General features: G+C 44.1%; 20 protein-coding genes. 9 read left to right on the top strand and 11 right to left on the bottom strand.

Going from position 1 to position 18,301, the window contains the following annotated elements:
* Positions 1-9: 9 nt before the first annotated feature.
* Together THEBA_RS03915 and THEBA_RS13735 are read right to left on the bottom strand one after the other, a co-directional pair.
* Complete coding sequence (locus THEBA_RS03915) at positions 10-1,083, bottom strand: DUF362 domain-containing protein (RefSeq protein WP_014730529.1); 1,074 nt, start codon at positions 1,081-1,083, stop codon at positions 10-12.
* A complete protein-coding gene (locus THEBA_RS13735; protein ID WP_049794037.1) occupies positions 1,004-1,324 on the bottom strand; it encodes a hypothetical protein in 321 nt (106 codons plus the stop codon). The genes THEBA_RS03915 and THEBA_RS13735 overlap by 80 nt, the downstream gene beginning before the upstream one ends.
* A 150-nt stretch (positions 1,325-1,474) precedes the next feature.
* Here THEBA_RS13735 and THEBA_RS03905 point away from each other — a divergent pair, with 150 nt between their 5' ends.
* From THEBA_RS03905 to THEBA_RS03895, 3 genes are all read left to right on the top strand, one after another.
* A complete protein-coding gene (locus tag THEBA_RS03905) occupies positions 1,475-2,023 on the top strand; it encodes a 3'-5' exonuclease (RefSeq protein ID WP_014730528.1) in 549 nt (182 codons plus the stop codon).
* A gap of 221 nt (positions 2,024-2,244) precedes the next feature.
* Positions 2,245-4,398: a ribonucleoside triphosphate reductase gene (locus tag THEBA_RS03900; protein WP_014730527.1), complete on the top strand. Its 2,154-nt coding sequence runs from the start codon at positions 2,245-2,247 to the stop codon at positions 4,396-4,398.
* Positions 4,316-4,978, top strand: a complete 663-nt coding sequence (locus THEBA_RS03895; RefSeq protein WP_041928073.1) for an anaerobic ribonucleoside-triphosphate reductase activating protein — start codon at positions 4,316-4,318, stop codon at positions 4,976-4,978. The genes THEBA_RS03900 and THEBA_RS03895 overlap by 83 nt, the downstream gene beginning before the upstream one ends.
* Before the next feature lie 97 nt (positions 4,979-5,075).
* On the opposite strand, the gene THEBA_RS03890 is transcribed toward THEBA_RS03895, so the two are convergent.
* From THEBA_RS03890 to THEBA_RS03870, 5 genes are all read right to left on the bottom strand, one after another.
* Positions 5,076-6,266: a POTRA domain-containing protein gene (locus THEBA_RS03890; protein WP_014730525.1), complete on the bottom strand. Its 1,191-nt coding sequence runs from the start codon at positions 6,264-6,266 to the stop codon at positions 5,076-5,078.
* A 9-nt stretch (positions 6,267-6,275) separates the two neighbouring features.
* The gene (locus THEBA_RS03885) at positions 6,276-7,520 is read right to left on the bottom strand and encodes an ABC transporter substrate-binding protein (RefSeq protein ID WP_014730524.1); all 1,245 of its coding nucleotides are present in this window, start codon (positions 7,518-7,520) and stop codon (positions 6,276-6,278) included.
* A gap of 16 nt (positions 7,521-7,536) precedes the next feature.
* On the bottom strand, positions 7,537-8,358 hold the full coding sequence (locus tag THEBA_RS03880) for a carbohydrate ABC transporter permease (protein ID WP_014730523.1): 822 nt from the start codon (positions 8,356-8,358) through the stop codon (positions 7,537-7,539).
* The gene (locus THEBA_RS03875; RefSeq protein WP_014730522.1) at positions 8,351-9,283 is read right to left on the bottom strand and encodes a carbohydrate ABC transporter permease; all 933 of its coding nucleotides are present in this window, start codon (positions 9,281-9,283) and stop codon (positions 8,351-8,353) included. The genes THEBA_RS03880 and THEBA_RS03875 overlap by 8 nt, the downstream gene beginning before the upstream one ends.
* A 103-nt stretch (positions 9,284-9,386) precedes the next feature.
* On the bottom strand, positions 9,387-9,983 hold the full coding sequence (locus THEBA_RS03870) for a class I SAM-dependent methyltransferase (protein WP_014730521.1): 597 nt from the start codon (positions 9,981-9,983) through the stop codon (positions 9,387-9,389).
* Positions 9,984-10,107: 124 nt separating this feature from the next.
* On the opposite strand from THEBA_RS03870, the gene THEBA_RS03865 reads away from it, so the two are divergent.
* The 6 genes from THEBA_RS03865 (at position 10,108) to THEBA_RS03840 (ending at position 13,238) form a co-directional block, all read left to right on the top strand.
* Positions 10,108-10,416, top strand: a complete 309-nt coding sequence (locus THEBA_RS03865) for a DUF5320 family protein (RefSeq protein WP_014730520.1) — start codon at positions 10,108-10,110, stop codon at positions 10,414-10,416.
* 4 nt (positions 10,417-10,420) lie between these two features.
* Positions 10,421-10,648, top strand: coding sequence for a DUF5320 domain-containing protein (locus THEBA_RS03860; protein WP_014730519.1), 228 nt, complete (start codon positions 10,421-10,423; stop codon positions 10,646-10,648).
* Positions 10,649-10,651: 3 nt separating this feature from the next.
* Complete coding sequence (locus tag THEBA_RS03855; RefSeq protein WP_014730518.1) at positions 10,652-11,503, top strand: ATP-binding protein; 852 nt, start codon at positions 10,652-10,654, stop codon at positions 11,501-11,503.
* The gene (locus THEBA_RS03850) at positions 11,503-12,378 is read left to right on the top strand and encodes a nucleotide-binding protein (RefSeq protein ID WP_014730517.1); all 876 of its coding nucleotides are present in this window, start codon (positions 11,503-11,505) and stop codon (positions 12,376-12,378) included. Before THEBA_RS03855 ends, THEBA_RS03850 begins: the two co-directional genes overlap by 1 nt.
* Positions 12,379-12,380: 2 nt before the next feature.
* Positions 12,381-12,698 (top strand): NifB/NifX family molybdenum-iron cluster-binding protein, encoded by a 318-nt coding sequence (locus THEBA_RS03845; protein WP_014730516.1) that lies wholly within the window; start codon positions 12,381-12,383, stop codon positions 12,696-12,698.
* A 75-nt stretch (positions 12,699-12,773) separates the two neighbouring features.
* Positions 12,774-13,238: a hypothetical protein gene (locus THEBA_RS03840; RefSeq protein ID WP_014730515.1), complete on the top strand. Its 465-nt coding sequence runs from the start codon at positions 12,774-12,776 to the stop codon at positions 13,236-13,238.
* Here THEBA_RS03840 and THEBA_RS03835 read toward each other — a convergent pair.
* From THEBA_RS03835 to THEBA_RS03820, 4 genes are read right to left on the bottom strand one after another with little or no spacing between them, the layout of a single operon-like run.
* Complete coding sequence (locus tag THEBA_RS03835) at positions 13,231-14,733, bottom strand: carboxypeptidase M32 (RefSeq protein WP_014730514.1); 1,503 nt, start codon at positions 14,731-14,733, stop codon at positions 13,231-13,233. The genes THEBA_RS03840 and THEBA_RS03835 overlap by 8 nt on opposite strands.
* Before the next feature lie 42 nt (positions 14,734-14,775).
* Positions 14,776-15,666, bottom strand: coding sequence for an ABC transporter permease (locus THEBA_RS03830; protein WP_014730513.1), 891 nt, complete (start codon positions 15,664-15,666; stop codon positions 14,776-14,778).
* Positions 15,659-16,693 (bottom strand): ABC transporter permease, encoded by a 1,035-nt coding sequence (locus THEBA_RS03825; protein WP_014730512.1) that lies wholly within the window; start codon positions 16,691-16,693, stop codon positions 15,659-15,661. Before THEBA_RS03825 ends, THEBA_RS03830 begins: the two co-directional genes overlap by 8 nt.
* Positions 16,690-18,198 (bottom strand): ABC transporter ATP-binding protein, encoded by a 1,509-nt coding sequence (locus THEBA_RS03820; protein WP_014730511.1) that lies wholly within the window; start codon positions 18,196-18,198, stop codon positions 16,690-16,692. Before THEBA_RS03820 ends, THEBA_RS03825 begins: the two co-directional genes overlap by 4 nt.
* Between the last annotated feature and the right edge of the window lie 103 nt (positions 18,199-18,301).

The raw sequence follows: 18,301 nt of genomic DNA, 5'->3' as shown, positions 1-18,301 counted from the left end.
AAACCCCTCCTATTTAAAAAGACGTCTCGTAAAAACAATAGCATCTTCGGGACAAAGCTCGTGACAGACGTAACATGTTATGCACTTGTTGTAGTCTATGGCAAATCTGTTTATGTCAATAGCTTTTGCTGGACACGCGTTTTCGCAAACACGACAGCTCCTGCATCTTTCTCTATCTATCTTCGGAAATTTCGTAACTATTCTTCTCGGTATAGCTGCGCCATAGACACCAATGAAGTTAGTTTCGGGAAGAAGGAGTTTCTCAGGGTGTACTTCGTCACCAACTATATCATAGTCACCGACCAGGCCTCTGTCTCTAGCTATTTGCAGTATCGGAACTTTTGAATGGTTGACGCCGAATAATTCCGCTATAGCATCGTCCAGTGCAAAAACATCTCTTGACATCCCAATTATTCCTGGTTTGATAATCCTACCGTTCGAGGGACCGTTACCGTCCATCCCATTTATACCATCAATTACGGTCAGATCTGCCTTCAGATGAACGGCGAGATCTAACAGCATCTTCGAAAACTCCTTCATGTTTCTGACTCTGAAATGCCAGCCCTGTTTCTTTGCACCAGGAACACATCCAAAAAGGTTCTTCACCCCTAGTGTAACCCGAGTTAGTGCATGAGTCTTGAGCTTAGGCAGATTTATCAGGAGATCAGTTTCAAGAACTGGTTTTGAAATAAGGAAACTCCTGTATGTCCCCTCGTCAAAGACGATTTGAACGGGGTCATCAAAATCCAGCAGAGGTATTCCCAACTCTTTGCACACTTGGGAGATTCCAGAAGCATATCCCGCAACAGAAGTGCTTACGCTAGCGGGAGAATCCCCAACACTCACCTCTGCTCCTCTTCCAAGAAATAATTCTGCAACTGCTCTAACAAACAAAGGGTTCGTGGTTACACAACTTTCCGGTGATCTTGCCGATAGAAGATTGACTTTCAGAAGAACCTTCTTTCCCCGGAGAGTTTCGTCGAAACCGATCAGATCTAGCCCCTCACTGATCTTCTCCCTGCACTTTTTGTATTCTGGACTGCTTAGGATTGCTACCCTTTTCGTTTGGCTCCCGTTTCCCATATATTATCCTCTTCTTCTTCCTTCTATCGTCAACAATGCATGATACTCCTTCGGGTAACTTCACTTCGGAAGAACCCAGAGTCTCTACGATGACTTCTTCGGGAATAGAGGTAATGGCCCAGAGATCTGTAAGATAAAGCCTCTCGCCCGATCTGATCGGTGCTTTCTGAACCGCTGATTCAAGGGCCCTCCTATAGCGTTCCGTTATTTCCTCTTCGGAATGGTTTACTTTGTCATCCACTGTGGATCACCTCATAGAAATTATACTCTATTGACCGCCCACAAACTGGGAAGAAAGCGTAAAGGATCTTCTGATTTCTTCGCACTTCCAACTTGACATCCTTTCCGAAAGAGATCCTTTCGTTATAGAATGAGAAGAGGGGGAAGTCCTTTGGAATTTGTAGTGATAGACACAGAGACAACCGGGATGAATCCATACCGAGGAGCCAAACTCATCGAGGTGGCTGGCGTTCGTGTGAAGAACTGGGAACTATGCAGAGATGACTTCTTTGATTCTCTCATTGATCCCGAATGCATAATTCCAATAGCAATAACTGCCCTTACTGGAATAAGCAACTTGACCGTGAAAGACAAGTCAACAGTTTGCGATGTTCTCAGAGGCTTCTATTCTTTTGCTGGAGACGCAACACTGGTAATTCACAACGCCCCTTTTGATCTTTCCTTCATTAACTTCTATGGTGATAAATGTGGACTGGGTAAGCTTCGCAATCAATTTATCGACACAATAGAAGTCTCAAAGGCCGTCTTCAGATATGGGAGAAACAACCTTGATATTCTTTTGGCAAGATTGGGTATTATACCTGAATCGAGACATAGAGCATTAGGTGACGCACTGGCAACTGCCGAGGCCTTCGTTGCGATGTTAAATAGAATTGGTACAAATAACGTTACCCGTTTCATAAAGAAACCCAACATTTAACACATTTCACTTTCTTCAAACCTTAAGTTCCTATGAATTCTAAAAGTCTCTCAGGAACTCGTGCTTAGACAGCCGTTATCACTTCCCTAGAAAATAATAAAACTTCCCTACTGAGATAATCATAGGGGCTCTATTTTTGAAATAACACTATATTGTGGTACAATCAACTTTGGACACAATTTGTGGGGATATTTCATTATCATATTTATGGAGGTATCGTGATGCTTAATGTGAGAAAGAGAAACGGGGCCATAGTAGGCTTCGATCTAGATAAGATAATCAACGCTATGAAAAAAGCATTCGATGCAACTGAAACCCATTATAACGAAGACATACTTGAGCGGGTTGCGTTGAGGGTTGTGGCCGATTTTCAGCCTAAAGCCACGGATAATCTAATCGACATCGAAGATATTCAAGACTCTGTGGAAAGAACGCTTGAAAGTCTTGGATTCACAGATGTTGCCAAATCTTACATTCTTTATAGGCGACACCGTGAAAAACTGAGAGAACTCGATTCCTCGATGCTTGACTTCTCGAAAACAGTTAATAGCTATCTGGACATGCTTGACTGGCGAGTTCACGAAAATTCCACGGTGACCTACTCAATAGGCGGGCTGATTCTTCACAACAGTGGAACGGTAACTGCCAATTACTGGCTGAGAGAAATATACGATCCTCAGATTGGCAATGCTCATCGTGAGGGAGACATTCACATTCACGATCTTTCAATGTTGTCGGGCTACTGCGCTGGCTGGAGTCTTAAGCAATTAATAGAAGAAGGCTTGGGCGGGGTGACAGGAAAAGTCTCTTCATCACCGGCAAAACACCTATCAACCCTGGTGAACCAGATGGTAAACTTCCTCGGAATACTCCAGAATGAATGGGCAGGCGCTCAGGCTTTCTCTTCTTTCGACACTTATTTGGCACCATTTGTGAAAATTGACAACCTTTCTCTCAAAGAGGTGAAGCAAAACATCCAGTCCTTTGTCTTCGGAGTAAATACTCCTTCGAGATGGGGAACGCAGGCACCCTTTACAAACATCACGCTGGACTGGGTAGTGCCGACGAAGTTGAGGACACAGCCTGCAATTGTCGGTGGGAAGGCCCTGGACTTCACATACGGAGATTGTCAGGAAGAGATGCGAATGATAAATCGCGCCTTCCTTGAAGTTTTGGACGAAGGAGATGCTAACGGCCGGGGCTTCCAGTATCCGATACCAACCTATAATATTACGAAAGACTTCGATTGGGAAGACGAAGATGCAAAGCTTCTTTTCGAAATTACCAGCAAATATGGTACCCCGTATTTCCAGAACTTCATCAACTCTGATTTGGATCCCGACGATGTAAGAAGCATGTGCTGCAGGCTTCAGCTTGACAAGAGAGAATTGAAGAGAAGGGGCGGAGGTCTATTCGGCTCAGACGAATTTACTGGATCGATTGGAGTTGTAACGATCAACCTTCCGAGAATCGCATATTTGAGCAAGAACGAAGAAGAGTTCTTCGCAAGACTTTCAAAAATGATGGACCTCTCGAGTAGGAGTCTAGAAATAAAGAGAGCAGTAGTCGAGAAATTGAATAACGAAGGTCTCTATCCATACACAAAGAGATACTTGAAGAACTTTGACAACCATTTCTCAACTATAGGCTTGGTGGGCATGAATGAAGCGAGCTTGAATGCAAGGTGGATAAAAAAGGCGATTTCAGAAGAAGAGGGCTACCAGTTTGCACTTAGGGTTCTGGACTTTATGAGAAGCAAAATGATGGACTATCAGGAGGCAACTGGCCATCTCTATAATCTTGAGGCAACTCCGGCAGAATCAACTGCCTACAGGCTGGCTAAGACAGACAAGGAAAAGTTCCCTCAGATCATTACTGCGGGAAAGGAGAATCCGTATTACACGAATTCCTCGCACCTTCCCGTTGACTACACTAGAGACATTTTCAGTGCACTCGACCTCCAGGAAGAGCTTCAACAGAAATACACGGGTGGGACAGTCTTTCATTCCTTCCTTGGAGAGAGAATTTCAGACTGGGAAACTACAAAGCAGCTTGTAAGGAAGATAGCTGAGAATTACAAAATACCGTACTTCACAATTTCACCAACCTATTCAATATGTCCGGATCACGGGTACATAAGGGGAGAACACTTTACCTGTCCCGAATGCGGAAAGCCAACTGAGGTTTATTCAAGAATAACGGGGTATTACCGACCTGTACAAAATTGGAATACTGGAAAGCAAGAAGAGTTTAAGACACGAGAAACTTACAGAGTGGGGAGAGAAGGAGTAGATGAATTTCGCAGGAATAGAGAGCGTAAGCCTAGTGGACTATCCGGGGAAAGTAGCTCTGACACTGTTTACCTCAAGTTGTAATTTTGATTGTGCTTACTGCCACAATTCAGAACTGAAAAAAAGGGTTAAGGAAGAATTGGGGGAATCGGAAGTTTTCGATTACCTCGACAAAAGAGGAAAGCTTTTGGACGCAGTGGTCATAACCGGAGGTGAGCCAACCCTAAGAGCCAGTGAACTGTTGCCGTTTATGCGGAGGCTCAAATCACGGTTTCCAGAAACCCTTCTGAAGATCGACACGAACGGCTGGAATGCTGATATCCTGCAGGAGTTTCTTAAGATCGTTGATTATGTTGCGATCGATTTGAAGTCACTCCACTACGAAATCTTTTCACCTGTGAATCTGAGAGAGATCGAAGACAGCATAGAAATAGCGAAGGGATTCGCAAATCATGAGATAAGAATTACAATGTTCCCCCCATATCTTCCCGAAGATGATTTTGAAGAGCTATCTAAAATCTGTGGAGGAGCATCGTTAGTTTCAGTTCAGCAGTACAAACCAGTTGCCGGCTTGTGTGAAACGCCACCGTATCCCTCAAGCGTTCTTAAAAGATTTGCCGACCTGATTTCTGATCATGCGCAAAAAGTAATAATCAGAGAGTAAAGAGATTCTAGTGCAGAGCAACCGGCCGCGTACAGCGGCCGGTGCTTTTCTATTACATTTTCAAGCTATTTGCTGGAATAACGAATGTTCGACTCCTCTAGTTCAACTCTAGATAGAATTTGAGTCCACTTCCTCCAAAGAATAATTGAGGTTCTACCGCAACACCAAGCGGTGTCTTCCATTCGAAACCGATTCCAATGGACATCCCAAGAGTTTCATTGTCACCGAGAGCTCCCATGAGGTAGAGCTTCGGTATAAAGACGCTCATTTCATCGGAAGGGGAGATACCAAAACTCTCGGTAAGAGGGATTCCGGCCTCCAGTATTTCTAACAGGAAAAATCTCGGATTGAAGGAATAAGGTTCCCACCCCTTGAGATCAAGATTACCGCCGAGATAAAACTGTTTCGTCACAGGCGCCTGGCCGAAATAAGTTAATCCTGCCATTGTATCGCTTTGGACGTAAATTCTACCGATTATTCTATACCAGTACGTGAATGAAGCTTTTTGATTTAGGTAATTGATTCCTTTTCCGAACCCGTAGGAGAGGGCCGTCTGACCATAGAAATTCCCTCTTTTCTCTTCATAATTCTCCTCGTCTCCAAACGCGAAGGCCCCAGAAAGGATTGATAGCGAGTAGTTATTCAACGGTGTAGTATCGAACGTCGCCTTTTCATATGTGTAAGATATCCCGACAACTAAGTCTTCGAAGGAATAGGTTGTTCCAGCACTAAACGAATCCAGCGTAAGAATCAAATCGTCCCTCCAGGGAACTTCTCTGAACAGAGTCAGTTCCAAGAAAGGATCTAACCCGCTTCCAAAGGCACTAAAGGTGCTTGCACCCAAAGTAAGACCGCCCCAGAAGAATTGAGGTTTGGGAAGAACCCCCAGTAGTTTTTCATCGGTAAATCTCAGGAACCTGATACCTCCATAGAGGTTGACACCTGAACCCAAAAAACTCTTGTCTCCAACCCCCAATGCCAGATACTCGCCAAAGTACGGGTAGATAGTGTTGCGCTCTTGAACTGAAATTATTAGTTTGTAGTCGCCATCGGCATCATTCAGCTGGAGGTAGACATCTGTGAAAAGCCCGCAATCCTCAAGATTTCTCTTCGCCCTGTAAACTTTCTCGATATCCAGCTCTTCACCAATCTGTAGCCCCGAGATGTTTATTACTACTCGCGGGTTTGTTTTATGAACTCCTGTAACCTCTATCCCCACAATTCTGTCCGCACCAAAAGCTGTCAATGAAAATAATAAGAGCACTGTTGCCAGAATTACTCGCTTCATATCATCACCTCACTTCAGCAGCTCATTGACTTTGATTACAGCTTCATCAAAAGCTGGTTTGGGTTCCGAAACGCCTTTCCTTACCTGTTCCACTGCGTTGTATAGAATATTCCTGATCTCGATAATGTTCGTATGTACTGGTCTTGGCCTGGCAAAAACGACTGATTCTATAGGCGCCTTCAGCTGCGGGAACCTCTGCCAGATAAGCTGAATCTCCAGAGAATCCATAGCCGACTTGAGAACAGGCATGTATCCAGTCCCCTCATACCAGAACAAAGTGTTCTTTTCCGAGACCATCCACTTGATGAAGGTCCATGCAGCCTTAACCTTCTCCTCCGAAAGTCCCGACATGATGGAAAGCGAACCACCACCGAGTGTTGTTGCCTTTTGCTTTCCTTCAGGAAGTGGAGCTACCCCTAAATCCCAAGGGATGTTCTCCAGTGCATAGCGGATTCCTCCACTGGTCATTGGCCCCATAGAGATTCTACCCATTGTGAATGACTGGATACCTTCATCGATTGTTAAATCTGCTGGGGAAAGGCCCTCTGCAAACCAACGTCTCCATGTTTCCAAAGCTTCGATTCCTTCGGCAGAGTTGATGATGCACTCAGTCATGTCTTCATTGAAAATCTCTCCACCATTTTGCCAGACTAAAGGTTCAAACTGGTAAAACATGGTGTCTACTCCCCACAAAAGACCGTATTGAGAGGGCCTGGAATCTGATGACTTTCTGATTGTAAGCTTTCTGGCATACTCCTCCAGTTCTTCCCAGTTTTTGGGAGGTTTGTTGGGGTCTAATCCTGCTGCTTCGAAGTGGTCCTTGTTGTAGAAAAGCATTAAAGCACTTATGTTGAAGGGCAATGCATAAGGTTTACCATCGCGAATTATAGTCTGCCAGAAGCTTTCGACGAAATCTTCTGCACTGAGTGTGGGATCATTTGAAATCAGATCTGTAAGATCTTGTAACGATCCATCTTTGGAGAAAATTTGGATATGTTCAATGTTTACCTGTGCAATATCCGGACCCTTTCCTGCTAGCAGAGCAGCTTTCAACTTTGTTACAGTCTCATCGTATGAACCCTGAAAGATTGCCTTCACTTCGATGCCGTCATGAGACCTGTTAAAATCCGCAACGAGCTTATCGATTATTGGTTTCTGATAATCGGACATCGAGTGCCAGAAAGTAAGTGTCACGGCTCCCAACCCAGTAAGCGAGAAAACTAACAAGGCAAATACAGTAATTATTCTTTTCATCTTTTCCTCCTTTTCACTATCCTTTTAGTCCCGTAAGAGTTATTCCCTTAACGAACTGCCTTTGAGCTATGAAATACGCAATCATAATCGGAAGTGTAGCCACAACGGTGGCGGCCATGAACTCTCCCCACTGAATTCCCCCTTCTGACTTAAACATCGCGAGACCAAGCTGCACGGTCCTCATTTCCGGTTCACTTATTACCAGAAGCGGCCAAAAGTAGTTGTTCCATGACCACATGAACGAAAAGACAGCAATTGTTGCTATCGCCGGTTTGGTAAGTGGCAAGAAGACATTGACCAAAGTTCGTAGAGGACCACAGCCGTCAATCGTTGCTGCGTCTTCCAGATCTCTTGGAATAGTTAGAAAGAACTGCCTCAGAAAAAAGATCGAGATAGCGGTCGCGGCATGAGGCAAAATCAATCCAAGATAAGAGTTGTCCATGTTTAGTTTCATGACGACCAGGTATTGAGGAATCATGACAACCTGCTGTGGAATCATCATCGTTGCCAAAAAAACATAGAATATCACATCTCTGCCACGAAACCTCATTCTAGCAAATGCAAATGCAGCCAGACAAGCCGTCACAAGCTGCAAGAAAGTCGTTGCCAATGCTACAACAGTACTGTTTAGAAGATACCTCGCAAATGGAACTTTGGTAAAAACACTTACGTAGTTCTTCATTGTAAACTCTTTGGGTATCAGTGAAAACGGATCCCTAAGTATCTCCTTGAGATCTTTGAATGATGTCATAAAAGACCAGAAGAAGGGAAAGACCATTACAATGGCTCCCACCACAAGTATTACATACTTGACAGTTCTACCGACCCTTTTACTCATAATGAACAGTCCTCTCAATTGTCCTAACCTGCAATGCAGTGAGCGAAATAACAAACAGGAATAGAACAAAGGCCATTGCAGCGGCATAACCGAATCGATAGTAAGAGAAGGCTTCACGATAGAGCCGAAAAACAACTACCGAGGTTGTGTTAAGTGGTCCTCCGTCGGGAGTCATAACCATTATCGGTCCAAAGACCTGAAAGGAACTTATGCTAAACATTATCAGAAGAAAAAATGTTGTTGGCGATAAGAGAGGAACGGTGATCTTCCTAAGCATCTGGAATTTGCTCGCTCCACTAAGCGAGGCTGCCTCATAGTATGTCGTTGGGATGTTCTGAAGGCCTGCAAGATAAACGACCATTGCGTATCCAATATTCTGCCATATTCCCATAAGGATTATCACAAAAAGAGACACACTCGGCCCCTGAAGTACTTTGGGAAGTGTAATTCCAGTCCAGTTGAGGAGGATCTGAAAAATCCCTTCTGGATTTGTCAACCAGTTCACGTATTCTCCTCCAAACGATGCAATTATGTGATTCACATATCCCAGTTCCGTGCTGAACAGAAAACTGAAGCCCATGCCTGCTGCAATTGGCGAAGTCACAACCGGAAGAAAGTAAATCATCCTAAAGAAGCCAATCCCCTTCATTGTGGAGTCGTTCAACAAGGTTGCTATGAGAAATCCTATAAGGAGCGAGAAGGGCAGCACGCCGAGAATATAGTAAGCAGTATAAAGCATGGAATCCCAGAATTCACTCGATGAGAGAATCTCTGAATAATTCCTGAGACCTACAAAGGTCATGTTCGGAGAGAGATCCCATTCGAAAAGGCTTATTGCAAATGAATAAAACAGTGGATAAAGCATAAAGAAAGCGATTATAAGGCCCGCAGGCGCTATAAATATGTACGGGACAAATTTCTTCACCTGTGTCTACCCCCAGAATCCTCTTCTCAAGAAACTACATCGGCAATACGACACCATAGGGCTTAAAATCCTTGAACCTTCATGAACAAACTCAATGATCATCTTACTCACAACGACAAATATACCACCCAGTAGAGGAAGATAACCTTCTTCTATCTACAACAGGAAAGTACTCTTTCAGCTCTTCGAAAGCCTTTGGCACAAACTTTCTGTAATCACTTCTCTCGAAAAACTCAACAGTAGAGATCAATGGATTTCTGTTCGGAAAAAACTCATGGATCAAGACCTCTTTATTGCAAATTCTTCGACTCTCCTTGTAGAACTTTTCTCTACCTTCACGTTTATGACCGTGAGTGACATAAGAGGCAACAAGAAGATCAAAACTGCTGTCCTCAAAAGGAAGTTTCTCAAAGAAATCACCTTGAACAACCGATACACCACTACCCCTCAAATTGTGCCTGGCAATCATAACCATGGCGGCAGAGGCATCCACGGCAGTCACTTCGTACCCTAGCTCGCTAAATGCCAGCGCAAGGGCGCCAGTTCCGCAACCAATGTCTAAGACACTTCTTATCCCTTTTCCAAGCAGAGATCGGTGTTCTTTCAGCAACCTTCGATAACTCTTCAGCTGCGACTTGAACGCAACTTCATAAAAGGGAGCAATTAATGTAAAAAGCAATACGTGAGCCCTGTTTCCCATTGATCCTCCTTATCTAGATACTATCAGAAATCAAGCAGAATTTTGCACCGCGACATTTGTCTTGACATTTATTATCTGAATTTGTATAATATATATGATAAGTGCATATATAGGAGGTGACTATATGCCATATGGATCAGGTCCAATGAGGTTTAGAGACGGGTCATGCAGATTCTATGGATATGGCCCAGGATATGGAGCAGCATACGGAAGAGGTATGGGATATGGGAGAGGATTCGGTCCTGGAAGAGGATATGGTTACTACGGGCCATACGATTACGACGTAGAGATTTCTCCGGAAATGGAACGTCAAGATTTAAGAGAGTATCAAGCTTTCCTAAAGAAGGAGCTCGAGATGATCAATGAGGAACTTAGAGAAATAGAGAAAAGGCTTGAGACACTTCAGAACACAACCAGTGCGGAGGAGGAGTGACATTATGCCGTGGAGAGATGGAACAGGTCCTGAAGGCTACGGACCAATGACCGGTTGGGGCATGGGCAACTGCGCACCCAGAGACCGAGTGGCAGGGCCCGCTAACCCGGTTAGAAATTATTCGTACAGGTTTTTCCCGAGGAGAAGGCTCTTTCTTGGGAGAAGAATGGGTTTTGGAGCGGGATATGGGCCCGGAAGAGGCATGGGTTACGGCTTCAGGAGATGGTGGTAAGCCTTGGTTATCGCAGTATTGAGTGGCAAGGGTGGCACTGGTAAGACGACCCTTGCCACTAATCTTGCTGGAGCAATTTCCGATGAGTTTGAAGTGCAGCTTCTCGATGCAGATGCTGAAGAGCCTGATGTGCATCTTTTTTTCGAGCCAAATATCCACCATGAAGAAGGGGTAGAGCTTCTTCTTCCCGTAATAGACAACAAAAAATGTACCCGATGTGGAAAATGCGCTGAAGTTTGCCAGTTTGGCGCACTTTCTGTTTTTCAGACTGGAGTAATGGTTTTCGAATCACTTTGTCACGGTTGCGGTTTATGCACATTTATATGTCCCGAGAAGGCGATTACCGAGAGACCAAAGGTGATAGGGAAGGTTCAGACCGGAAAGATAAACAAAAAGATTGACTTTGGAATGGGAATACTAGAAATTGGCGAGCCTTCTCCTGTAAAGGTTATAAGAACACTGAAGAAGCACATAAACAGGGATAGAATAGTAATAATCGATTCACCTCCGGGGACTTCCTGCTCAGTCGTTGAAACTCTCAGAAATGTCGACTACGCTATACTCGTAACCGAACCAACGCCATTCGGTCTTCACGACTTAAAACTTGCTGTGGAAATTGTTAGGGAAATGGATATTCCCTTTGGCATTGTAATAAACAGGGATACCGGTTCTTATACTCTTGTAGATGAATACGCCAGTGAAGAGAATTTCTCCGTTCTTGAAAGAATCCCTTTTGATCGCGGTATAGCTGAGTCTTATTCTGAAGGCAAGCTCTTTGTTGAAACTTCGCCAATCTGGAAAGCAAGATTCAAATCGCTTGCGGAGAGAATCCTTTCTTCAGCGGGGGTGTCATGATGTTTCAGATAGCAATTGTAAGCGGAAAGGGAGGGACGGGGAAAACAACACTCTCGGGATCACTTTCTGTCCTGTTTGATTCTATTGTTATGGCCGATTGTGATGTGGATGCCCCAAACCTTCATCTAATATTGGAAAACAAGCTGATTGAGAAATATGAATACTTCGGTGGAAAGAAGGCTGAGATCTCTGATTCGTGCATTTCTTGCGGAATTTGTGAAAAGTATTGCAGATTCGATGCAGTGATCAGAGGGGGGCCCTATTCGGTTGATCCTTATGCCTGTGAAGGTTGCGGAATGTGTGTCGCAGTATGTCCTGCTGATGCTATTACACTCAAAGACAACAAATCTGGCGATTACTTCTTGTCCCAATCAAACGGCATTCCTCTTGTGCATGCCCTTCTCACTCCCGGAGAGGAGACCTCTGGGGGACTTGTTGCAGAGGTAAGAAAGCTTGCCATCAAAGTTGCCGAAGAGGAAAAGAAGGAAGTTATTATCATCGACGGAGCTCCTGGAATCGGCTGTCCCGCGACATCTTCAATAACCGGCACTACTTACGTTCTGGTGGTTGCTGAACCCACAGTTTCCGGGAACCACGACCTGGCCAGAATAGTCGAGACAATAAAGCACTTCAAAAGGGATTTCGGAATAGTTATCAACAAGTGGGATCTTAACAAATCGAAAAGCTCCTTCATTGAGTCTTGGTGCGGAGCAAACGGTATAGAGATAATTGGCAAAATCCCTTTTGACGAGCAGGTCGAGAGGGCTACTATTATGGGCAAGCCAGTCGTTTCAATAAAAGGTTCAAAAGCAGCAGAAGCAATTGTGCGTATTGCTCAAAGGCTAAAGCGAAAAATCAGTGGAGTTGGAGGATGAGTATGAAAATTGCTGTTCCAGTGAAAGAGAAGAGTATGAATAGTATTCCGGACGATAGATTTGCCAGGGCAAAGTATTTCCTTATATACGATCCCGAAACTGGCAATGAAGAATACATTGAACCTGACAATAGCGTGGCTCACGGCGCTGGACCGATGGCGGTGAACATGCTCACAAAGAAAGGTGTAGATGCACTGATTGCTTTTCATCTTGGTGGAAATGCAATTCAGGCGATTGAAGCGGCCGGAATTGCTTTCTACGAAGCGTTTGTCGGAACGGCTAAAGAGAATATCGACGCTGTGCTTCGTAAGAGGAAGTGAACTCGAAACTTGGTTGATTCGTTCTAATCAAGAAAACCCGGTTTCTGCAGTAAAATACATTTAGAGGTGAAATTAGTGGAGAAGGAAGATCTTGCAAGGCAATTCGATCTTCTGTCGAGGCTGCTCAGGGTAACCAGGGACAATCCATTTAAGATAAGGACCTACGAATTCGCCGCTAAAACTATCAGATCAAACCTTGCTTCAGGGGAGCTTTCCAGTGAAGATATCGTAGCTCTCTCGTCGATAAAGGGAATCGGAAAGGCTGTTGTAGAGAAGTCTCTTGAGTTCCTTCATCGGTCTGAAATTCAGAAGATTACGGATTTGAAAAGCAAAATTCCTAATTCCATCTATATGCTTACCGCACAAGATCTTGTTGATCCTGAAGTCTTGTCTTACATCTGGAAAGACATGGGCTTGACTAAGCCTCTTGAGATTCTAGAATTCCTTCTCGACAAAAGGGAGAGCCTTAAATTGTCTCAAGAAAGGCTCTCCAATATCGAAGCTCTCTTGATTGAAGCTGGTTCCTCTAGAGCTAAATGAGGTAGATCTTCGAATACTTCTCCATTACATAATTCAGGAAATAACTGGGATCCAACTCCTTCCCAGTGGCTATTTTAAGAAGTTTTTCAGGTTCATAACGCCTGCCCACGGAATGGATATTATCTCTCAACCAGTCTACCAGGGACAGCACATCTCCCTTTTCAATTCTCTTTTCCAGACCTGGGATATCCTCCTTTGCCTTTGCAAACATCTGAGCTGCGTAAAGATTCCCCAGCATATAAGACGGAAAATATCCTATCGTTCCAGACGGCCAGTGTACATCCTGGAGCACGCCATCTGTGTTTGTCTGAGGTACGATTCCAAGGTATTCTTTCATTTTCGAATTCCATGCTTCCGGAAGATCTGAGACTTTGAGATCACCTTTGATAAGGGCTTCTTCCAGTTCAAATCTGACCATTATATGTAGGTTGTACGTGACTTCATCTGCCTCTATTCTAATCAGAGACGGTTTTACATTGTTGATTGCTCTATAAAAATCACCCAGAGGTACATCTCTGAAGTTCGATGGATATGCCTTCTGAATCTGTGGATAGAAGAAGGATAGAAATTCCATACTTCTTCCCACCATGTTCTCCATCATTCTCGACTGTGATTCGTGGATACCTAAAGAACACGCACCGTAAAGTGGCGTATCTCTGAGTGAGACCGGCAATCCTTGTTCATAAATCGCATGGCCCCCCTCATGAATAGATCCGAAGAGCGACGGTGTGAATTCATCAGGTGAGTATTTCGTGGTTACCCTTACATCGTTAACACCGATACCAATCGTGAATGGGTGAACAGTCTCATCAAGCCTACCTGCTTTAAAGTCATATCCAATTAATTTTAGAGCCTTTCTACTCAGTTTTTCCTGAGCTTTTCTGCTGAATCTACCTCTAAGAATTTCGGTATTCGGGGATCTGCCTTCCTTTAGAATTCTATTAGTAAAAGGAATCAGTTCCGATTTCAGTGGTTCTATTATCTTTCGCAGCTTCTTGGCTGTCATCCCCTCTTCATAGCCTTCCAGAAGCGCGTCATAAGGGTTCTCTTCGTAACCGTAAAGCCTGGCCATTTCTCTCAATAAATCGATAATCTCCTCTAGATAAGGCGCTATACTCTTGAAATCGTTTTCATTTCTCGACCTTTCCCATACCTTTTCACTTTTTGACGATAAAACAGAGAATCTGTGATATAGGTCCGGTGGAATGGCCTTGACTCTCTTATAAGCCTTAGTTGCCACTCTCACCATTGCTTTCTCATCTTCTGTTAATTCCTCTTCGATTTTTCCTTCGGCCAGTTGACTCAGCAAAGTTCCCATCTCTTCGGAAACTGCCTTTCTGAATGCGAGAGTCGAGACGTACCCTAGAACCTCTGATCTCATCTCAGCGCCTTTGGGTGGAATATACGTTCTCATGTCCCACGCCATCAGAGCGGCAGCACTATGAAGATAAGTGATTTCGGAGTACTTCGACCTAAGTTCATCTATAAGCTTCAAAACTACACCTCCAATTTGAAGAATTATATCATGCACATATCTTTACCAGTCCATGAACCTCTTGTCCTTGTTTTCACCATAAGAGATCGCCAGGATAATGAAAGAGGCAAAGTACGGTAAAGATAGAAGAAGTTTAGGAGAGATCTCAGTGGCAACCTGCAGGAAAACTGAAAGCTCAGTGACGAACCCTAGCATTAAAGCGGACAAAAGGACTATTAAGGGATTCTTTCTTCCCATGATAACTGCAACAAGTGCTAACCAACCTCTTCCTCCAGACATATTGGAAACAAAGGCCCCCATTGGAATGGACAAGGCAGCCCCAGCTAGTCCTGAAAGAATACCGCTCCCAGTGTATGCGAGAAACCTTAAGTCGTTTACTTTAACTCCGCTATAAAAAGCGCTTTCCTCGTCGAATCCACAAGAACGCAACTTCACTCCTGTGGACGTTTTCTTGAAAAACAGAAGAAGAAACAAAGGTACTACAAACGCCGACAGATCGAATAAACTCAGTCCGTTGAGCCAACCAAAACCCGAACCGGTGAGGAAATCCAAAGAAAGGACTACGGGTCTTGGAGAATCGCTGAAGACCACAGTCCCTTTGCTTAAAAACCAGTTGTAAGCAAGCGTGACAGTAATTCCCACCGAAAGAAGATTAACTGCTATGCCAACAACAAAGAGATTGGCCTTCAAGTATCTTACAGCGAAGAAGATAATTGAAGAAAGGGCCATCGCCACCAGAATGGCGGCAAGAGTTCCGACTATAACGCTTCCAGTGAACGACGAAACTACAACCGCAAAAAAAGCCGCTGACAATATTGTGCCTTCAAGACCAATATTTAGCCACCCAGATACCTCCGTCAGTAAACCGCCGCTCGCTGCGAGAACAATCGGCGTGGAGTTTTTTATCGTATCCCTGATGATGGCTTCAAGCATATCGTTTCCTCCCGAGGTGTTTGGGAACAAGCGCTTCAGCGGTTATCAAGAAGAAGATTACAGCCTGAACTATTCTGGCAAATTCAGGTGTGATATTTGCTTCTAGCGCTGCAATTTGTGCTCCGCTCTCTAGGTAAGCAAAAAAAAGAGCGGCAGGTATAACCATCAGTGGATTATTCCTTGCAATCAACGCGATAGCGATACCATTCCACCCATATCCGCTCGAAAAACCTCTCATTACACGTCCATGAATTCCAACAACATCTATAATTCCCGCTGTAGAAGCCAATCCACCACTCAGAAACAGAGCCCAAAATAGCAATCTATTCGTTTTCAATCCAGCATAAAAAGCGAAAGCTCGATTTTTTCCAACTATTCTGATCTTGAAACCCTCTCTAGTCTTGAATAGAAAGAACCACAATAAAAAGGCGGCACAAAGAGAGAAGAAGATCCCTGTGTGTAAACCAGAAGGCAGCATAAGACCATTGAATCTGAATTTTGCAGGAAGGCTTATGGATGCCGCAAGACCAGAAGCCCTGTCATTTAGTGGTCCTTCGACAAAATAATCGACCACAAGCACTATTCCATTGCTGAGAAGGAGAGATGAAATCAGCTCACTAACTCCAGTTCGGATCTTAAGGATAGCGGAAATACTTGCCACCGAAGCCCCAAAGAAGAAACTGACTGTAAACATGAAGGCAATTCCAATTGCTCCAGGCATAAGATCGGATATAAGAATGCCTGCCGAAGTACCCGCCAGCGCTCCCAGATAAACCTGACCTTCCATTCCCAAATTAAAACAGGAAGCTGTGAAGGCAACTGATGCGGCCAATCCCGTAAGCATTAACGGTATCGAATGTGCAAGTAGATTGCCAAAGTAGAAACGATTAGAAAAGACTGAGAGAAAGAAGGCCCTTGCGGCATGGCCAGGATCGTCACTCATCAGCATTACTAGAAGAAGACCCGCACTCAAAGAGATTGCGATAACCAGCAGTGATCGTCCAAGGTTGTGAAGTCTTGAAATCACTCTATCTCCTCCATCGCTCCGAAGAGATACTTTCTCAGATCAGGAGTACTTAATCCCGGCCTGATGTCAGAAGAAAAGACGACTCTTCCCTCAGACATGATGAGTATTCTATCAGCAATTGTGAGCGCTTCGTCAACATCTGCCGAAAAAGCTACGATGGCAATTCTCTTCTTCGCCTCCATTAGAAGGAATTTCACGCTCTCGAGACTCTTGACATCAAGTCCTCTGAATGGTTCTCCAAGGAGAAGAACCTTTGGATCGCTGCTTATCTCTCTTGCAAGCAGTAACTTCTGAAGATTTCCCCCTGAAAGTGAGGAAATCGGATCTTGAATTTTCCCGAAGGTCACGCCATAATCCCTAAGAAGCTTTCTTGCTGAGAACACATGTTTCTTTTCTTCAACAACCCACTTCCCGTTACTTATTGAATATACAAGGAGATTGTCCCTTATAGATGAGCCTTTACAGCTGGCAATATTGTCTCTGTCGTAATGAAGAGCTGCCAGTCCAAGTTTACGAAGTTTGAAAGGTCTCAAACCCGTTATATCTTTTCCGTCGAGAATCACTCTTCCGGACAGAACTCTTCTCATCCCGAAAATTCCATCTAGAAGCTCTTCTTGACCATTTCCCGCAACTCCTGAAACAAAAAGGATTTCTCCCCTTCTTGCTTCAAAGGAGACCCCTTTTACGGCCTCAGTATTAGAAGAACCTTCAACACTCACTTCCTGAACACGTAAGAGAGATTCATCGGACGTAGGGGACTGAACACGAAGTGCACAGAATTCCCCGCCGTATAGGAGTTCTTGAAGCTCTTTTATGGAAGTCTTATACCTACTTTCTGAAAAGACAACCTTTCCAGAGCGAAGCACAACAATCTTGTCCGAAATGGAGTAAGCTTCACGAAGCTTGTGAGTAATGAAGACTACCGCCTTTCCCTGAGATCTCAGTCTTGTGATGATCTCGAAAAGTTCTTCTTTTTCTCTATTGGAAATCAGAGTAGTGGGTTCGTCAAATATTATCACATCAGGCGAATTCTGGAGCACTCTAAGAATCTCTAGCTTCTGTCTTTGCCCTGTGGAAAGCGACGCCACTTCATTGTCTAGCGGTAGCTGAAGAGAGTATTGTTTCATTAATTCTCTAAGACTCTCTCTGTAGTCCTTCATTCTAACTTTCTTTCGATTTCTTCTGAAACCGAGAATAAGATTCTCAATCACCGAAAGCTTATCAACGACTTTTATGCTCTGAGGGACCATTCCCAGACCTTTCTCGTTTGCGAAGTGGGGACCCGATGGAAGGTATTTCTCGCCTTTGAAGACCATCGATCCACTGTCGGGCTTTTCGATCCCCATGATGACCTTAACAAGCGTAGTCTTTCCTGCCGCGTTTTCTCCAAGCAGAGTGGTTATCTCTCCGGAGAACAGAGTTAAAGCGACTCCATCTAAAGCTTTTGTTTCGCTAATTTCATAGGTCTTATTTAAGTCGTTTATTTCCAAAACAGGCTTAGACAAATCTGCCCCCAAACTTTCAAAATTCAATTCCTTAACAATGTTACCATTACAAAAGAAAAGCGGAAAGCATTAGATGCTTTCCGCTTCTATTCAGCCAAACAAT

Source organism: Mesotoga prima MesG1.Ag.4.2, assembly GCF_000147715.2.
GTDB lineage: Bacteria > Thermotogota > Thermotogae > Petrotogales > Kosmotogaceae > Mesotoga > Mesotoga prima.
The sequence above is the reverse complement of the archived record's forward strand: the minus strand, read 5'-3'. Positions and strand labels throughout refer to the sequence as shown.